This is a genomic window from Massilia sp. UBA6681 (assembly GCF_002454935.1).
Classification (GTDB): domain Bacteria; phylum Pseudomonadota; class Gammaproteobacteria; order Burkholderiales; family Burkholderiaceae_D; genus Telluria; species Telluria varians.
This window is the reverse complement of record NZ_DKJX01000098.1, coordinates 160604-176724: the sequence shown is the minus strand read 5'-3', so window position 1 is coordinate 176724 and position 16121 is coordinate 160604. Positions and strand designations below refer to the sequence as shown.

15 protein-coding genes are annotated in these 16121 nt (G+C 65.8%); 5 read left to right on the top strand and 10 right to left on the bottom strand.

Annotated features, from left to right (window positions below; genetic code table 11):
* Window positions 1-152: 152 nt before the first annotated feature.
* Window positions 153-725, top strand: coding sequence for a porin family protein (locus tag B2R83_RS18635; RefSeq protein ID WP_027864610.1), 573 nt, complete (start codon window positions 153-155; stop codon window positions 723-725).
* Window positions 726-774: 49 nt separating this feature from the next.
* Here B2R83_RS18635 and B2R83_RS18630 read toward each other — a convergent pair whose 3' ends face one another.
* The 3 genes from B2R83_RS18630 to rarD form a co-directional block, all read right to left on the bottom strand.
* Window positions 775-1308 carry an REP-associated tyrosine transposase gene (locus B2R83_RS18630; RefSeq protein ID WP_292044125.1) on the bottom strand — a complete coding sequence of 178 codons (534 nt, stop codon included), beginning with the start codon at window positions 1306-1308 and terminating at the stop codon, window positions 775-777.
* A 168-nt stretch (window positions 1309-1476) separates the two neighbouring features.
* Window positions 1477-3144 carry an energy-dependent translational throttle protein EttA gene (gene ettA, locus B2R83_RS18625; protein ID WP_036216780.1) on the bottom strand — a complete coding sequence of 556 codons (1668 nt, stop codon included), beginning with the start codon at window positions 3142-3144 and terminating at the stop codon, window positions 1477-1479.
* 82 nt (window positions 3145-3226) lie between these two features.
* Complete coding sequence (gene rarD, locus B2R83_RS18620; protein WP_292044124.1) at window positions 3227-4102, bottom strand: EamA family transporter RarD; 876 nt, start codon at window positions 4100-4102, stop codon at window positions 3227-3229.
* Window positions 4103-4270: 168 nt separating this feature from the next.
* Between rarD and B2R83_RS18615 the strand changes: the two genes are divergently transcribed.
* From B2R83_RS18615 to B2R83_RS18600, 4 genes are all read left to right on the top strand, one after another.
* The gene (locus tag B2R83_RS18615) at window positions 4271-6148 is read left to right on the top strand and encodes a potassium transporter Kup (RefSeq protein WP_292044123.1); all 1878 of its coding nucleotides are present in this window, start codon (window positions 4271-4273) and stop codon (window positions 6146-6148) included.
* A gap of 124 nt (window positions 6149-6272) precedes the next feature.
* Window positions 6273-6710: an FKBP-type peptidyl-prolyl cis-trans isomerase gene (locus B2R83_RS18610; protein ID WP_292044122.1), complete on the top strand. Its 438-nt coding sequence runs from the start codon at window positions 6273-6275 to the stop codon at window positions 6708-6710.
* A gap of 447 nt (window positions 6711-7157) precedes the next feature.
* The gene (locus B2R83_RS18605; protein ID WP_292044121.1) at window positions 7158-8147 is read left to right on the top strand and encodes a hypothetical protein; all 990 of its coding nucleotides are present in this window, start codon (window positions 7158-7160) and stop codon (window positions 8145-8147) included.
* Between the two features lie 251 nt (window positions 8148-8398).
* Window positions 8399-8626: a PEP-CTERM sorting domain-containing protein gene (locus B2R83_RS18600; RefSeq protein WP_292044120.1), complete on the top strand. Its 228-nt coding sequence runs from the start codon at window positions 8399-8401 to the stop codon at window positions 8624-8626.
* On the opposite strand, the gene B2R83_RS18595 is transcribed toward B2R83_RS18600, so the two are convergent.
* From B2R83_RS18595 to prfA, 7 genes are all read right to left on the bottom strand, one after another.
* Window positions 8623-9075: a GNAT family N-acetyltransferase gene (locus B2R83_RS18595; protein ID WP_292044209.1), complete on the bottom strand. Its 453-nt coding sequence runs from the start codon at window positions 9073-9075 to the stop codon at window positions 8623-8625. The genes B2R83_RS18600 and B2R83_RS18595 overlap by 4 nt on opposite strands.
* Before the next feature lie 38 nt (window positions 9076-9113).
* The gene (locus tag B2R83_RS18590; RefSeq protein ID WP_292044119.1) at window positions 9114-10106 is read right to left on the bottom strand and encodes a histone deacetylase family protein; all 993 of its coding nucleotides are present in this window, start codon (window positions 10104-10106) and stop codon (window positions 9114-9116) included.
* Between the two features lie 18 nt (window positions 10107-10124).
* Window positions 10125-11729, bottom strand: coding sequence for a glutamate--cysteine ligase (gene gshA, locus B2R83_RS18585; RefSeq protein ID WP_292044208.1), 1605 nt, complete (start codon window positions 11727-11729; stop codon window positions 10125-10127).
* Window positions 11730-11813: 84 nt separating this feature from the next.
* The gene (locus tag B2R83_RS18580) at window positions 11814-13601 is read right to left on the bottom strand and encodes a DUF885 domain-containing protein (RefSeq protein ID WP_292044118.1); all 1788 of its coding nucleotides are present in this window, start codon (window positions 13599-13601) and stop codon (window positions 11814-11816) included.
* A gap of 58 nt (window positions 13602-13659) precedes the next feature.
* A complete protein-coding gene (prmC, locus tag B2R83_RS18575; RefSeq protein WP_292044117.1) occupies window positions 13660-14487 on the bottom strand; it encodes a peptide chain release factor N(5)-glutamine methyltransferase in 828 nt (275 codons plus the stop codon).
* Window positions 14484-14957: a disulfide bond formation protein B gene (locus tag B2R83_RS18570; protein ID WP_027864598.1), complete on the bottom strand. Its 474-nt coding sequence runs from the start codon at window positions 14955-14957 to the stop codon at window positions 14484-14486. Before B2R83_RS18570 ends, prmC begins: the two co-directional genes overlap by 4 nt.
* 85 nt (window positions 14958-15042) lie before the next feature.
* Window positions 15043-16119: a peptide chain release factor 1 gene (gene prfA, locus B2R83_RS18565; RefSeq protein ID WP_292044116.1), complete on the bottom strand. Its 1077-nt coding sequence runs from the start codon at window positions 16117-16119 to the stop codon at window positions 15043-15045.
* Between the last annotated feature and the right edge of the window lie 2 nt (window positions 16120-16121).

Genomic DNA, 16121 nt, shown 5'->3' with positions numbered 1-16121 from the left:
CTTTTTGGAGAATTATCTAACGCTTGAGTCAGTAATTTACAACTGCTTACAGTTTTTACGGCCTTGGGACTTTAATAAAGCGAAACCGATGCTACCTTGGCAGTATCGCGATTCAATGGGAATCGCGAACCAGCCAAAGTAAAAGGATTCGCATGAAAAAGCTCATCGTTGCACTGATCGCATCCGCGGCCGCCATGTCGGCGGCCCAGGCCCAGACCACCGCGCCACGCGCCTATGTCGGCGCCGGTGTGGCAAGCGCCGATCATGACTTCAAGATGTCTGGCGCGACCAATGTCGATACCGAAGGCTACAAGGCCTCCGGCAAGATCTTCGGCGGCTATGAGTTCGACCAGAACTGGGGTGTCGAAGCGGGCTATACCGACTTTCGCAAGTCGGACGTCAACTATTCGATCGGCGGCGTGAACAACCGCGGCGAGACCGATGGCCACGCCTTCTACCTGGCGGCCAAGGCCACCCTGCCGGTCAACGAGCAGTTCTCGGTCTACGGCAAGCTCGGCGCGGCGCGCACCAAGAGCGAACTGGAACTGATCAATGCCTCGCAAAACATGAGCCGCAGCAAGACCGAGGCTTATGGCGCGCTCGGCGCGGAGTACAAGCTGAACCAGAACGTGTCGCTGATCGGCGAATACGAGCGCTATGGCAAGAGCAAGGACTTCGGCGCGAAGGCCGACGTCTGGACCATCGGCGCCAAGTACGCTTTCTAAACGCCCATCGCTCCAAGGACAAAAGGCCCTGCGGGGCCTTTTGTTTTTCCTACAAGCGCGCGTAGCCGTGCGGCTGCGGGCGGTGCACCCAGGGCGGCACGACCAGTTCCGGCGCCGGCATCGCGTGGCCGCTACTCAGGAAGCGGTGCAGCGAGGACCACGGCCACTCGCGCGGATGGCTGCAGAAGCCGTGCCGTACCGCATCGAGGTGGGTGTAGTCGACCAGCGCCGCGTACTCGTCGTCGTCGCCGACCCGGTAGTGCTGGTAGTGGCGTTCCCAGATCGTGCCGTCGGTTGCCTCCGGCATGGTTGACTTGCGCAAGGCCTTGGAAAAGGCGATCTTGACCGCGCGCCAGCGGCTCGAGCAGTCGTGGTCGCCCGGCGGCAGCGTCCACATCGCATGCGCATGGTCCGGCAGGACCACCCAGGCATCGACATGGAAGGGCTTGCGCACGCGCGCCAGGCGCATGGCTTCGCCGAAGGCGGAGATATGGTCTGTCAGCAGGGTGCTGCCGCGTTCGAGCAGTCGCACCGTGAAAAAGAAGGTCCCGCCCGGGACGCGGTTGTTGCGGTAATCAATCATAGGCTCCGTCAGTCCATGCCTTGCAAAGGCAGCGGACATCGCAGGCCACATGGCCTAATCGCCAAGGATTTTACACACAGCGGTTTCGAAGCCGCGTTCGTTTCCGGTGATAAAAAAACCCCGCAACTGCGGGGTTTTCTTTTATATAACAAATACTTACTGATGAGCTCAGGTCGTCAGCGGCTTGTAGCGAATACGCTTCGGCTTGGCGCCTTCTTCGCCCAGGCGCTTCTTCTTGTCGGCTTCGTATTCCTGATAGTTACCGTCGAAGAAGGTGACTTGCGAATTGCCTTCGAAGGCCAGGATGTGGGTCGCGATGCGGTCCAGGAACCAGCGGTCGTGCGAGATCACCATCACGCTGCCGGCGAACTCGAGCAGGGCGTCTTCCAGCGCGCGCAGGGTTTCCACGTCGAGGTCGTTCGACGGTTCGTCCAGCAGCAGCACGTTGCCGCCTTGCAGCAGGGTCTTGGCCAGGTGCAGGCGGCCGCGTTCGCCGCCCGACAGGTTGCCGACCACCTTCTGCTGGTCGGAACCCTTGAAGTTGAAGCGGCCGAGATAGGCGCGCGACGGCATCTCGAAGCGGCCCACGCTCAGCAAGTCGGCGCCGCCGGTGACGTCCTCGAACACGGTCTTGTTGTTGGCGAGCTCGTCGCGGCTCTGGTCGACCAGCGAGACCTTGGCGGTCTTGCCGATCACGACTTCGCCGCTGTCCGGCTGCTCTTTGCCCGCGATCATCTTGAACAGGGTCGACTTACCGGCGCCGTTCGGGCCGATGATGCCGACGATCGCGCCCGGCGGCACGGTGAAGGACAGGTTGTCGATCAGCAGGCGGTCGCCGAAAGCTTTCGAGACGTTCTTGAACTCGATGACTTCATTGCCCAGGCGCTCGGCCACGGGGATGAAGATCTCCTGGGTCTCGTTGCGCTTCTGGTATTCGAATTCGCTCAGCTCGTTGAAGCGGGCCAGGCGGGCCTTGGACTTGGCCTGGCGTGCCTTCGGGTTCTGGCGCGCCCATTCCAGCTCTTTGGCCAGTGCCTTCTGGCGTGCCGATTCGGTCGCTTCTTCCTGCTTCAGGCGCGCCTGCTTCTGGTCCAGCCACGAGGAGTAGTTGCCTTTCCATGGGATGCCCGAACCGCGGTCCAGTTCCAGGATCCATTCGGCGGCGTTGTCCAGGAAGTAGCGGTCGTGGGTAATGCCGACCACGGTGCCCGGGAAGCGCAGCAGGAACTGCTCCAGCCACTCGACCGATTCGGCGTCCAGGTGGTTGGTCGGTTCGTCCAGCAGCAGCATGTCCGGTTTACTCAGCAGCAGCTTGCACAGCGCCACGCGGCGCTTCTCGCCACCCGACAGCACGCCGATCTTCTGGTCCCACGGCGGCAGGCGCAGCGCATCGGCGGCCATTTCCATCTGCAGGTTCAGGTTGCCGCCGTCGGCCGCGGAAATGATGGCTTCCAGACGCTCCTGCTCCTTGGCGAGGGCGTCGAAGTCCGCGTCTTCCTCCGCATAGGCGGCGTACACGGCTTCCAGCTTGGCTTGCGCTTCGAAGGCTTCGCCCAGGCCGCTTTCCACTTCCTGGCGCACGGTCTTTTCCGGATCGAGCTGCGGTTCCTGCGGCAGGTAGCCGATGTTCAGGCCCGGCATCGGGCGCGCTTCGCCCTGGATGTCGGTGTCGATGCCGGCCATGATCTTCAGCAGGGTCGACTTGCCCGAGCCGTTCAGGCCCAGCACGCCGATCTTCGCACCCGGGAAGAAGGACAGGGAAATATCTTTCAGGATTTGACGTTTTGGCGGGACGATTTTGCCCACGCGATTCATGGTATAGACGTAATTGGCCATGCTTTAACTCTGGTGTTGTTTAAGGTGCACAGGATACGACAGAACCTGCGCCGGACACAGTGTTTCTTGCGTCCGGCGGAGATCAGGCCGGTTTGCTACGGCTGCGCAGCAAGCCTTCGCCGGCGAACAGCGCCAGCGCAGCCCAGATCATCAGGAAGCCGACCAGGCGGTCGCTGCTGAAGGCTTCATGGAACAGCCACACGCCCAGCAGGAACTGGATGGTCGGCGACAGGTACTGCAGCAGGCCCAGGATCGACAGGGGGATCTTGCGCGCGCCGGTGGCGAACAGCAGCAGCGGGATCGCCGTGATCGGGCCGGCCAGGACCAGGAGGATGCGGGTCGCGTCCAGCGGCGCATTGACGAAGGCATTGTCGCCGGTCACGCTCAGCCAGCCGACGTAGGCGGCCGCGAACGGAAACAGCACCATGGTCTCAAAGGACAGGCCCTCGAGGGCGCCGAGTGCCGCGGTCTTGCGCAGCAGGCCGTAGGCGCCGAATGTGGCGGCCAGCACCAGCGCGATCCAGGGCACCGAGCCCGACTGCCAAGTCAGCCAGCCCACGCCCAGCGCGGCGATCGCGATCGCCCCCCATTGCGCGGGACGCATGCGTTCCTTCAGCAGCAGATAGCCGAACATGATGTTCACCAGCGGATTGATGAAGTAGCCGAGGCTGGCCTCGATGACGTGGCCGTTCTTGACCGCCCAGATATACACCAGCCAGTTGGCCGACAGCAGCAAGGCCGAGGCGGCAAAGCTCCAGAACACGCGCGGCTGGCGTACCTGAGACAGCCATTTCCACTGGCGCCGCAAGGCCAGCACGACTAGCAGGAAGCCGAGCGACCACAGCACCCGATGCGCCAGGATCTGCACCGGCGGCACGTCGCCGAGCGCATGGAAATAAATAGGGAACAGCCCCCAGCACAGGAAGGCGAGGGCGGCGGACAGGATACCGGAGCGCATGGGGAGAAAAGGAGGGCGATTGCTGGGGTGACATTATCCCTGATGCGCAATTTCTCTGCAGGCGCAAGCGGTATTCCGCAGGTGTACCATGTCATTACGAATCTTCTTGCAATTTTTTTGCCGTTAACCTATGGTGCGCCGCACCAATAACAACATCATGGTGCAAACTTGAGTACCGAAAACAAGAAGAGCAGCGTCGCGGCGCTGACGCTGGCCGCCATCGGCATCGTCTACGGCGATATCGGCACCAGTCCGCTCTATACCCTGCGCGCGATCTTCCACCACGAGCACGGCCTCCCCCTCAACACTCCCAACATCCTCGGCATCATTTCCCTGATCTTCTGGAGCCTGACGATCATCGTCTCGCTCAAGTACGTCACGCTGGTGCTGCGCGCCGACAATCGTGGCGAAGGCGGCATCATGGCCTTGATGGCCCTGGCCACCAATTCGGTCACCAAGGCCTCGCGCTGGCATTTCCCGCTGCTGGTCATCGGCGTGCTGGGCGCCACCATGTTCTACGGCGACAGCGTGATCACGCCGGCGATCTCGGTGCTGGGCGCGATCGAGGGCCTGGAAGTGGCGGCGCCCGGCATGTCGCACTACGTGGTGCCGCTGGCGGTGGTGGTGCTGGTGCTTCTCTACAGCGTGCAGCGCCACGGCACTGCCGGCATCGGCCGCTTCTTCGGGCCGGTCATGCTGGTCTGGTTCATCACGCTGGCGACCATGGGCGTCATCAACATCATCGCCACGCCGGTGATCCTGAACGCGCTCAATCCCTACCATGCGCTGCACTTCATGCTCGAGAACAAGCTGCTCGCTTTCGTGGCGCTGGGCGCGGTGGTGCTGGCGATCACCGGGGCCGAGGCCCTGTACGCCGACATGGGCCATTTCGGGCGCAAGCCGATCCGCCTGGCCTGGTTCGCGATCGCCTACCCGGCCCTGGTGCTGAATTACCTCGGCCAGGGCGGCCTCCTGATCAATGATCCGAGCGCGGTCGAGAATCCCTTCTTCCACCAGCTCGGCACCTGGAGCGTGATCCCGCTGGTGATCCTGTCGACCATGGCGGCCGTGATCGCCTCGCAGGCGACCATCTCCGGCACCTATTCGATGACCAAGCAGGCGATCGCGCTGGGCCTGCTGCCGCGCATGCGCATCCTGCACACCTCGGAAAGCGAGATCGGCCAGATCTACATCCCGGCCGTCAACTGGCTGCAGCTGGCCATCGTGCTGATCGCCGTGATCGGCTTCGGTTCCTCGGACGGGCTGGCCGGCGCCTACGGCATCGCCGTGACCGCGACCATGATGGCGACCACCATCCTGACCTTCTTCGTCACCCGCTACCGCTGGCACCTGCCGCTGGTGGTGTGCGTGGGCGCGACCGGCTTCTTCCTGGTGATCGACGTGCTGCTGTTCTCGTCGACCACGCTCAAGCTCTTGCACGGCGGCTGGTTCCCGCTGCTGCTCGGCACCATCCTGCTGACCCTGATGCTGACCTGGAAGCGCGGCCGCGAGCTGGTGTTCGAGAACCTGGAAAAGCATGCGATCCCGCTGGAGGCCTTCATGGAGTCGCTGTTCGTGGCGCCGCCGGCGCGCGTGCCGGGCACCGCGCTGTTCCTGCGCGGCGAGAGCGACGGCGTGCCGCATGCGCTGCTGCACAACCTGTCGCACAACAAGGTCCTGCACGAACGCGTCGTCTTTCTCACCGTGCACATGCGCGAAGTGCCCTGGGTGCCGGCGGAAGAGCAGGTCGCGGTGGCGGAGCTCGGCCACAACTGCTTCCAGCTCGACGTCCAGTACGGCTTCAAGGACGAGCCGGACATCCCCGGCATCCTGCGCCAGTGCGGCGGACTGGGCTTGACCTTCGAGATGATGGAGACCTCCTTCTTCATCGCGCGCCAGACCGTGATCTCGGCCCCGGGCGGCGGCATGGCGCCATGGCGCGAGCACCTGTTCGTGATGTTGTCGCGCAATGCACGCGCCGCGGCCGATTATTACCAGATCCCGCCCAACCGGGTGATCGAGCTCGGCACGCAGGTAGAGATTTAATATTTAATTACAGAAAAATACAAAAGGCGGACAGTCCAGGGATAGACGCCCGCGGAGGGCTCGGGTAAGGTTTGGAGTTTCGCTGCATAAACTTTCCGCACCTCCGTACCCAAGGACCCGCCCCATGAAACTGAAGTTCCCCCTGATCGCCGCCTTTGTTGCCCTCCTGAGCCTGACCGCCTGCGGCGGCGGTGGCGACGATTCCAGTGCACCTGTCGTCAATCCGAACAACCCGACCGCACTGGTCAAGACCGACAACGTCCTGGGCACCGGGGCCGAAGCCGTCAACGGCAAGACCGCCACCGTCACCTATACCCTGTGGCTGTACAACACTGCGCTTGCCGACCACAAGGGCACCCAGCTCGAGTCGAACAGCTTCTCCTTCCTGCTCGGCTCGACGAGCGTCATCCCCGGCTTCCAGCAGGGCGTGCTCGGCATGAAGGTAGGCGGCAAGCGCACCATCGAAGTGCCGGCAAGCCTGGGCTATGGCGATAAAGGCTCCAACGGTATTCCGGGCGGCAATGGCCTGGTCTTCGAGATCACCCTGACCAAGATCGAGTAAACGTCTTGCTGGCCAGGACCGGGGCGCTGCCCCGGTTTTTTTTGCGCGCACGCCTGCGCTGGCGCACAGGCCGGGTCCGCTTCATGCCTGAAGCTGCTGATCCCGACAAAGCTCCTGTGCGCCATGCGAACCCTTCTTTTCCTCCCTGTCTTCCTCTTTTGTTCATCGTCCGCCGGCGCGGCGGCGCCCACGGCGCCCCCGGCATGCATGCCGCCGCCTGCGGTGCATGGCGAGCCGGACGGCTGGTTGCTGCTGGCGGGGCTGGTCGTGTGCATGGCCGGGCGGCTGGCGGCGCGGCGGAACTGATGAGTCGCTATTACGCTACTCAGCCAGAACCCGATTACGCTTTGAAGAAATGAGATTTTGGACATTGATTTATCTCAAACCTGCTGGCTCGGCTATTCGAGATGCTGAAAGTCCTCTTCACTCAAGCATCAAAGGAAAGTCATGCGTCATTCCCTGCTCGCCCTCCTGCTGTCCTCCTCGCTTGCCGCTCCGCTGACCGCGCACAGCCAGACTCTCTACAAAATGACTTTTCTCCCGCCCGACACCACGCCCCACGCCATCGACGCCAGTGGGCGCATCGTGGGCGTCGGCGCCGACGGCCGCGGCTTCCTGTGGGCGCGCGGCGTGACCACGCGCCTGGGCACGCTCGGCGGCAACGGGAGCGCGGCCGCGGCCATCGGCGCGAACGCCCAGGTTGCCGGTGCGTCGGAGGCGAAGAACGGGGTGTCCCACGCCTTCATGTACCAGGGCGGCGTGCTGCGTGACCTCGGCATGCTGAACGGCCGGCCGAGCTTCGGCACGGCCATCAACGCGCGCGGCCAGGTGGCCGGGTATGCACTGGACCGCAACGGCAACGACCGCGCCTTCGTGGTTTCCGGCGGCAAGATGAGCGCGATTGGCAGCCTCGGCAGCGGCGTCGCGCGCGCCACCGGGATCAACGGCGCCGGCACCGTGGCCGGCATGTCCTTCCTGCGCGGTTTCACGGCCCAGCACGCCTTTACATACGTGAACGGCGTGATGAAGGACCTCGGCACGCTCGGCGGCCCCACCAGCACGGCGGCGGCCATCAACGAGCGCGGCGAGGTGGCCGGCATGAGCTTCGTGAACGACGACGTCCAGCACGCCTTCCTGTACCGCGGCGGCGCGATGCTCGACATCGGCTCGCTCGGCGGCCCCTACACCGACGCGCGAGCCCTGAACAATGCCGGGATGGTGGTCGGCTACTCGACCCAGGCGAACCACGTGCCCGGCGCGAGTTTTTCGCACGCCTTCCTGTACCGCGACGGCGTGATGCATGACCTGAACGACCTGGTCGCCAAGCGCGGCATCTGGACGGTGCTCGATGCGGTCGGCATCAACGACGCCCAGCAGATCGCCGCCTATGCCTGCACCCTGTACGGCGAATGCCGCGCGGTGCTGCTCGAGCTCTGAGCCCGCCTGAGCTAGCGCAGAGTGTCCATCCATGCATGCCTCAAGCTTGTGATTCAGATAAGGCTAAAGCGAACATGGATGGAAAAATTTTTCGCGGCTGCTTGCTGGTCCTGCTGGCCTGCCCGGTCCTGGCAATGGCAGAACCCATCTACTCGGCCATGCACGGTGACGGTGACATCGTTGGCAGCTTGACCTGCGAAGAGGCTGATACCCTTTGGACCGGGCACGTTTTCCTGTACCGGGATGGGGCCATGGTCGACCCGGGCAGTCTCGGCGGCTGGGACAGCCTCCCTTACGAGATCAAGGATGACCAGCACATCCTCGGCAAGGCCTGCCCGGACGGCGATTGCCTGCCGGTGCAGCCGGCCCCGGTCTCCGCGGTGCCCGAGCCGGGCAGCCATGCGCTGCTGACGGCCGGACTGGTGCTGCTGGCGGGGTGGCGCAAGTCGGGCAAGCGGGAAAGCCTGCGCTTTTCCTAGCGCAGCATATCGATGTGCATGATGCCGTCTTCGTCATACGGCGCGGAGACGGTCTCGAAGCCGAAGCCCTGGTAGAACTTTTCCAGGTATTGCTGGGCGCCGATGCGGATGCGGTGGCCCGGATAGAGCGCTTCGGCGCGCGCAATGCCCTCAAGCAGCAGGGCGCGCCCGGCGCCGCTGCCGCGCGCGGCCCTGGTCGTGATGACGCGGCCGAGCGACATCTCCCGGTATTTCACGCCCGGGCCCAGCACGCGCAGGTAGGCGGCCAGCCGGCGCTCGCCGTCGACCGTGCGCCAGCCCAGCAGGTGGTGCGCCACCGGGTCGAGTCCGTCGATGTCGGGATAGAGGCAGGTCTGCTCGAGGATGAACACGTCCTGGCGCTGGGCCAGCACGGCGTACAGTTCGGCGGGAGTGAGGTCGTTGAAATGGGAGAACTGCCAGTCGATCATGGGATAAATCGGGATGGTGGGGCCGCGCGGCGGGATGCTCACGCGGCGGTTTCGAAACCTTCGAGGATGCTGACGGCGCCGGTGCCGCCACCCTCGAACACGAAGGTGGTGGGCAGGCCGAGATGGGCAATGCGCTCGCCGATGCGCAGGAAGTCGCCGCCCTGCAGGCCGAAGCCCGGGGCGAGGCCGCCCAGCGAGACCACCAGGGCCTCGGGCCGGAACATGGCCAGCTTGACGCAGGCCGTTTCCAGCGCCGCGAACCAGGGGCCGCCGCCGCAATCCGGCAGCAAGGGCAGGTTCATGCTGGTGCCCAGCCCCGCACCCACGCCCTGTTCGCCGGCATGGCCGGCATAGAAAGGGTAGGCCTGGCGCGGGTCGAGGTGGATCGACACGAACAGCACTTCGCTGCGCGCATAGAAGATGTCCTGGGTGCCGTGGCCGTGGTGGCGCGCGATGTCGAGGATCGCCACCCGCGCCAAGCCGTCGTCCAGCAGGTGCTGGGCCGCCAGTGCGGCATTGTTCAGGAAGCAGCCGCCGCCGTAGCCCTCGGCGCGCGCATGCTGGCCCGCGGGCCGGGTCAGCGCGAAGCTGGCGCGCTCGCCCACGCGCAGCGCGTGCGCCGCGTTGATGGCGCAGTCGGCCCCCAGCCTGGCCGCGGTCCAGGTGCCGCCCGCGATGGGCGTGCGGCTGTCGGACGCGAACAGGCCGAGACGGGCGAAGAAGTTCTCCGGTTCGGGCTCGCCCGCCGCGCCGCGCGGCGGCCACACGACCGGCAGCAGCGGCTTGCCGGCGTTCGATGCATCCAGCGCGTTCCACATGCCCCAGGCCGTGCGCAGGAAGTGCAGGTAGCGCGGCGTGTGCACGCGCTCGAGCGAGACCAGCGGCACGCCGTGCGGCGTCACGATGCGCCCCAGGCCGCGCCGCTCGAATTCCGCCAGCGTCAGCGCGACCGCGTCAGGCTGCTCGTCCCACGGCGCCGTCGCGCCGCTGGCGGCTTGCTGGGCGTGGTGTTCGTTGTAGAACGTGAGCATGCGCGGGCAAGAGGATGCTTATTGGTTGCTACACAGTTTGCTGCAGTTGTAGGCGGCGACGAAATCGTCGAAGCTGCCGCTGTCCTGGCCTTCGATCGCGGCCTGCTCGTCCAGCGACTTGCGGGCCAGTTCGTCGAACAGGGCTTCCTCGGCCGGCATCAAGGGGCTGTCGCGGAAGCTCGCCGCATGCAGCTCGCTCTGGCGCAGGCCGAAGGCGGTGGCCGAGCCGAGGCTGCGGATCTCTTCCAGCACCCGCGCCGACGGGGTCAGCGCCGGATTGATGATCTTGGCCTTCTGCAGGTTGAGCGAGGACTCGTGCACATTGCCCTCGTTGTGCTGGTCGTCGAGCAGCTGTGCCACCGGGCGGATGCGTTCGATCAGTTCCAGCGCCCAGTCCTTGAGCGGCACGTCATTGCCGTCGCGGGTAAGCAGCAGGGCCGGGTCGCGGCCTTCCTTGACGGTACGGGCGAAGTTGCGTGCATGGACCTGGCCTTCGTGGGCGCTGATCAGGGGGCTTTCCTCGAAGGCGCAGAACAGCAGGAAGGCATCGAGGAAGCGGCCGGTTTCCAGGCTGATGCCGACCGGCTCGAACGGATCGACGTCGAGGCAGCGCACCTCGATGTACTGCACCCCGCGGTTGCACAGCGCCTGCACCGGACGCTCGCCGGTGCGGATCACGCGCTTCGGACGAATCGTCGAGTAGTACTCGTTCTCGATCTGCAGCACGTTGGTCGAGAGCTGGATCCACTCGCCGTCGCGCTTGGTGCCGAGCGCCGCATACGGTTCGTAGGGCGTGTTCACGGCGGCCATCAGGCTGGTGACGTAGCTCTCAAGGCTGTTCTCGTGCGGGCGCAGGCCGGACTGGGCGTCGTTCTGGTAGCCGAGGTCGCTCATGCGCAGGCTGGTCGCGTAGGGCAGGTAGAGCGTGTCGTCGGACAGCGTTTCCAGCTTGTGCGGGCGGCCGCGCAGGAAGCTGGTGGTCAGGGCCGGGGTGGCGCCGAACAGGTACATCAGGAGCCAGCTGTAGCGACGGAAGTTGCGGATCATCGCGATGTAGCTTTCGGACTGGAAGTCGCGCAGCGCATGGCGGCGTTCTTCCGTGATGCCTTCGCTGGCGGCCACCAGCTGCCACAGTTTTTCCGGCAGCGAGTAGTTGTAGTGGATGCCCGCGATGCACTGCATCGCCTTCCCGTAGCGCAGCGCCAGGCCGCGGCGGTAGACGTGCTTGAGCATGCCGATGTTCGACTTGCCGTACCAGGCGATCTCGATGTCTTCTTCAAGCGGCAGTTCGCCCGGCATCGAGACGCTCCACAGCATCTCGTCCTTCAGGCGCGCATGCGCGAAACGGTGGATGGCGTCCAGGTGGTTCAGCACCACGGAGATGTCGTGCTCGGCCGGCGTGATGAATTCCAGCAGGGCTTCGGCATAGTCGGTGGTGATCTGCGGATGGGTCAGTGCGGAACCGAGCTCGACCGGATGCGGGGTGCGCGCCAGGTGGCCGCTGTGGTCGACGCGCAGGGTTTCGCGTTCGATGCCGCGCAGGCCCTGGCCGAGCAGGGCGCGGTGCTCATCGTCGTCGAGCAGGGCCAGGCGGCGCTGTAGTTGGTTCGACTCTGGTTGCATACCCACGGGTGTTTCCTTTCTTTTACTACCAATTCGATTGGAGCAGAGAGTAACCGAAAAATGCGGAGTGCGTCGGCGACCGCCTCATTCTTTCCGGGGGCCGGCGGCAGGGACGGGAGGGGCGGCTTTGCTGGTGGCGGGCTCCTGTTCGGCCGTGATCCAGCGCTCGACCTGGCGCTGGAGCTCGTCCAGTGGCAGGGCGCCGTTCCCCAGCACCACGTCGTGGAAGCGGCGCAGGTCGAAACGCCGGCCCAGCACGGTGGCGGCGCGCTCGCGCAGCGCGGCGATGCGCAGCTGGCCGATCTTGTAGCCGAGCGCCTGCGCCGGCTGGGCGATGATGCGGTCGACTTCCGCCTCGTTATCCGGCGGCGGATTGGCGGTGTGGGTGTTCAGGTAGTCGATCGCCGCCTTGCGCGACCAGCCCAGGGTGTGGATGCCGGTATCCACCACCAGCCGCGCCGCGCGCAGCATTTCTTCGTTCAGGTGGCCGAAACGCGAGAACGGGTCGCCGAAGAAGCCCAGTTCCGGGCCGAGGCCCTCGGCATAGGTGGCCCAGCCTTCGCCGAAGGCCTGGTACCAGGCGTGGCGGCGGAAGGCCGGCAGCGCGAGTTCCTGGGCGCGCGCCACCTGCAGGTGGTGGCCCGGCAGGGCTTCGTGCAGGGCCACGCTGTCGACCTGCCAGGCCGGCCGCAGGCCTAGGTGCGACACGTTCACCACCAGCGCGGCGCTGCGGCCTTCGCTGCCGCCTTCATAATAGGCGAGCGGCTGGCCGGCGCCTTCCGCGGACATCGGCTTGACCGCGATGCCGGCTTCCGGCACCGTCGCCACGACCCGGGGCAGCTTCGCGCTGGCGCGCGCCACGGCCTTGCGGTAGCGGGCCAGCAGGGCTTCCTGGTCCGGGAAGAACAGGCGCCGGTCTGTGCGCGCGAAGCTCAGGAACTGCGCCAGGTTGCCGCGAAAACCGGTGCGCGGCACCAGCGCGGCCATCTCGGCGCGCAGGCGGGTGACTTCGCGCAGGCCGATCTCGTGCACCTGGCCCGGAGTCAGGCGCGTGGTGGTGGCATGGCGCACCAGGAAGGCATACCAGTCCGCGCCGCCGGGCAGGCTGGAAGCGCCGAGGGTCTCGCGCGCCGCCGGCAGGTATTCGGTGCGCACGAACTCCTCCAGCCGGTGCAGGGCCTGAGCGCCGTTCGCCAGCGCCGAGATGCCGTCCACCAGCAGCTTTTCCCTTGTCTCCGGCTCGATCGTGGCGGGGATGCGCAGGAAGGGCGCGAACAGCGGGCCCGTGGCGATCTCCTCGTGCAGCGCGTGCAGGGCCGCCGGGACCGGCGCCATCACGGTTTTCGGCTGGGTCCAGCCGGCGGCCATCCCGGCGCGCAGCTGCTCGACCAGGCCGTCCACGTGCGCGGGCAGGGCGGCCAGGCGCCCCAGGTAGTTGCGGTAATCCAGCTCGCTGGTGAAGGGCATCGCGGCGACCAGCCGCGGCAGGCGCACCTGCAGGCCGTCGACGCTGCTCAGCGGCTGCGGATCGAAGGGCGTGAAGGCGTCGGCCGCCAGCAGGCGTTCGCGCTGGGCGATGAACAGGTCGTAGGAAATCCGGTCCTGGCCCTCGAGTTCCACGCGCTCGAGCTGGCATATTTCGGCGAGGACCTGGCGCGCGTGCTCGGCGGCGGCGGCGCGGGCGGCCAGGCTGGTGTCGCTCAGGCTGGCATCGAAGCGGTGTTCGCCGATGGTGGTTGCATACTCGGGCTGCTGGCGCAGCTGCCACTGCCATTCGCGCTCGAACAGCCGGCGTGCGGCATCCGTCGTCGTATCGGCGGCGCCGCAGACGAAGGGAACAAGCAGGACGATCGAGGCGAACAGTTTGCGCATGCCGGACCCAAGGAATGGTCTGGTCATTTTAGCAAGACTGATCCCGGCGGCGCGCCCGTCAGGATAGGCGGCCGCCGCTGACACGCTCGATGCCGGCCAGGTCGCGCCAGCTTTGTACCTCAAGAAAACCACGCGCCGCCAGCAGGGCGCGCACCGCCTCGGCCTGGTCGTAGCCATGCTCGAGCAGCAGCCAGCCGCCCGGAACCAGGTGATCGGGGGCCCCGTCGACGATGTTAAGGAGCGCAGTCAGGCCGTCGGCATGGTCGGTGAGGGCGCCGACCGGCTCGAAGCGCAGGTCGCCCTGCGACAGGTGCGCGTCGCCGGCGGCGATATAGGGTGGGTTGGACGCGATCAGTTCGAAGCGTTCTTCGCCAATGGCGGCGAACCAGTCGCTGCGCAGGAAGCGCACTTGCGCGCCGTTGGCCGCGGCGTTGGCGCGCGCGATGGCCAGCGCTTCTTCGCTGAGGTCGAGCGCCGTCACGCTGGCATCGCGGCGCGAGTGGGCGCAGGCCACGGCGATGGCGCCGCTGCCGGTGCCCATGTCGAGCAGGCGGCCGCGCGGCGGCAGGCGCTCCAGGCTCAGTTCGACGATCAGTTCGGTGTCGGGGCGCGGAATCAGGACGCCCGGGCCGACCCGGAAGGGCAGGCCGAAGAATTCGCGTTCGCCGACGATGTAGGCGATCGGTTCGCCGGCCAGGCGCCGCTGCACCAGCGCGTCCAGGTGCGCGGCTTCCGCGCTGGTCAAGGCACGTTCGGACTGGGTGATCAGGCCCACACGCGACACTCCCAGCGCGTGGCACAGCAGGATGCGGTTTTCCAGCGGCTCGAGCGGCAAGGCGGCCAGCATCTGCCGGATGGTCGCCCCGGTCTGGATCGCTTGCGTCATGTGCGTTTCTTGCGCAGCAGGACGAAGGCCAGCAGCACGGTCAATACCACGAACCAGATCGCCGACCACTGCGGGATCGCCAGGCCCATGATGCCGTCGGTGGCGCCTTCGCACAGGCCGTCGGCGCGGAACAGCCAGGGCAGGTATTCGGCGGTGGGGATCTTGTTGAGGAAGGTCTCCATCGGGTCGATGCCGCAGCTGAAGCCCGGGTTGGCGATCACGTACAGGTGCTTGCCGACCGTATACAGGCCGCCCAGCGCCGCCAGCAGGGCCAGCACCGTGCCTTCGCGCACCTTGCCGCTGATGGCCGCCACCAGGCTGGCCACGCCGATCGCCAGGAACATGTAGCGCTGGATCACGCACAGCGGGCAGGGCAGCATGTCGTGGGCATGCTGCAGGTAGAGGGCGACGCCGATCAGGGCAAAGCAGATCGAGGAGATGGCGAACAGGATCTGGCGGTTGGATGGCAGCATCATGGTTCTTGTAGTGTAGTTCGTTCGAGACGAGGCATTCTCGCATGAAGCCCCGATGGCTACTTAATCTTTGCTTAACCCATCAATCGCCGAGCGCGGCCAGCAGTTCCGCCTGGTGCTCGGCCGCCAGCGCATTGGTCAGCTCCGACAGGTCACCATCCATGATGAAGTCCAGCTTGTACAAGGTCAGGTTGATGCGGTGGTCGGTCAGGCGGCCCTGCGGGAAGTTGTAGGTGCGGATCCGCTCGCTGCGGTCGCCCGAGCCGATCAGGCTCTTGCGGGTGGCCGCCTCCTTCGATTGCTGCTCGCGCAGCTGCACGTCCTTGATGCGCGCCGCCAGCACCTTCAGCGCCTGTGCCTTGTTCTTGTGCTGGCTGCGGTCGTCCTGGCACTCGACCACGATACCGGTCGGCAGATGGGTGATGCGCACCGCCGAATCGGTCTTGTTGATGTGCTGGCCGCCGGCGCCCGAGGCCCGGTAGGTGTCGATGCGCAGGTCGGCCGGGTTGATGTTCACGTCCTCGACCTCGTCGGCTTCCGGCATCACGGCCACGGTACAGGCCGAGGTGTGGATGCGGCCCTGGGTCTCGGTGGCGGGAACGCGCTGCACGCGGTGGCCGCCCGATTCGAATTTCAGTTTCGAGTACACGCCGTTGCCGATGATGCGCACGATGACTTCGCGGTAGCCGCCCAGGTCCGAGGGCGACTCCGACACCAGCTCGACCTGCCAGCGGTTGCGCTCCGCGAAGCGGCTGTACATGCGCAGCAGGTCGCCGGCGAACAGGGCCGACTCGTCGCCACCGGTGCCGGCGCGGATCTCGAGGAAGATGTTGCGCTCGTCGTTGGCGTCCTTCGGCAGCAGCATCTTCTGCAGCTCGAGGTCGAGGTCGGCCAGGCGCGCTTTCGCGGCTTCGATTTCTTCCTGGGCGAAGTCCTTCATCTCGGGATCCTGGGCCATCTCCTGGGCGGCCACAATGTCTTCCTGCGCCGCGCCGTACTGGCGGTACAGCGCGACCAGGGGCGAGAGCTCGGCGTGCTCGCGGGTCATCTTGCGGTAGCTGTCCATGTTGGCGGTGGCGCCTTCGGACATCAGGAGTTCGTCCAGTTCGACGAGTCGGTTGGCCAGTTGTTCCAGCTTGGCCAGCATGGATGGTTTCATGG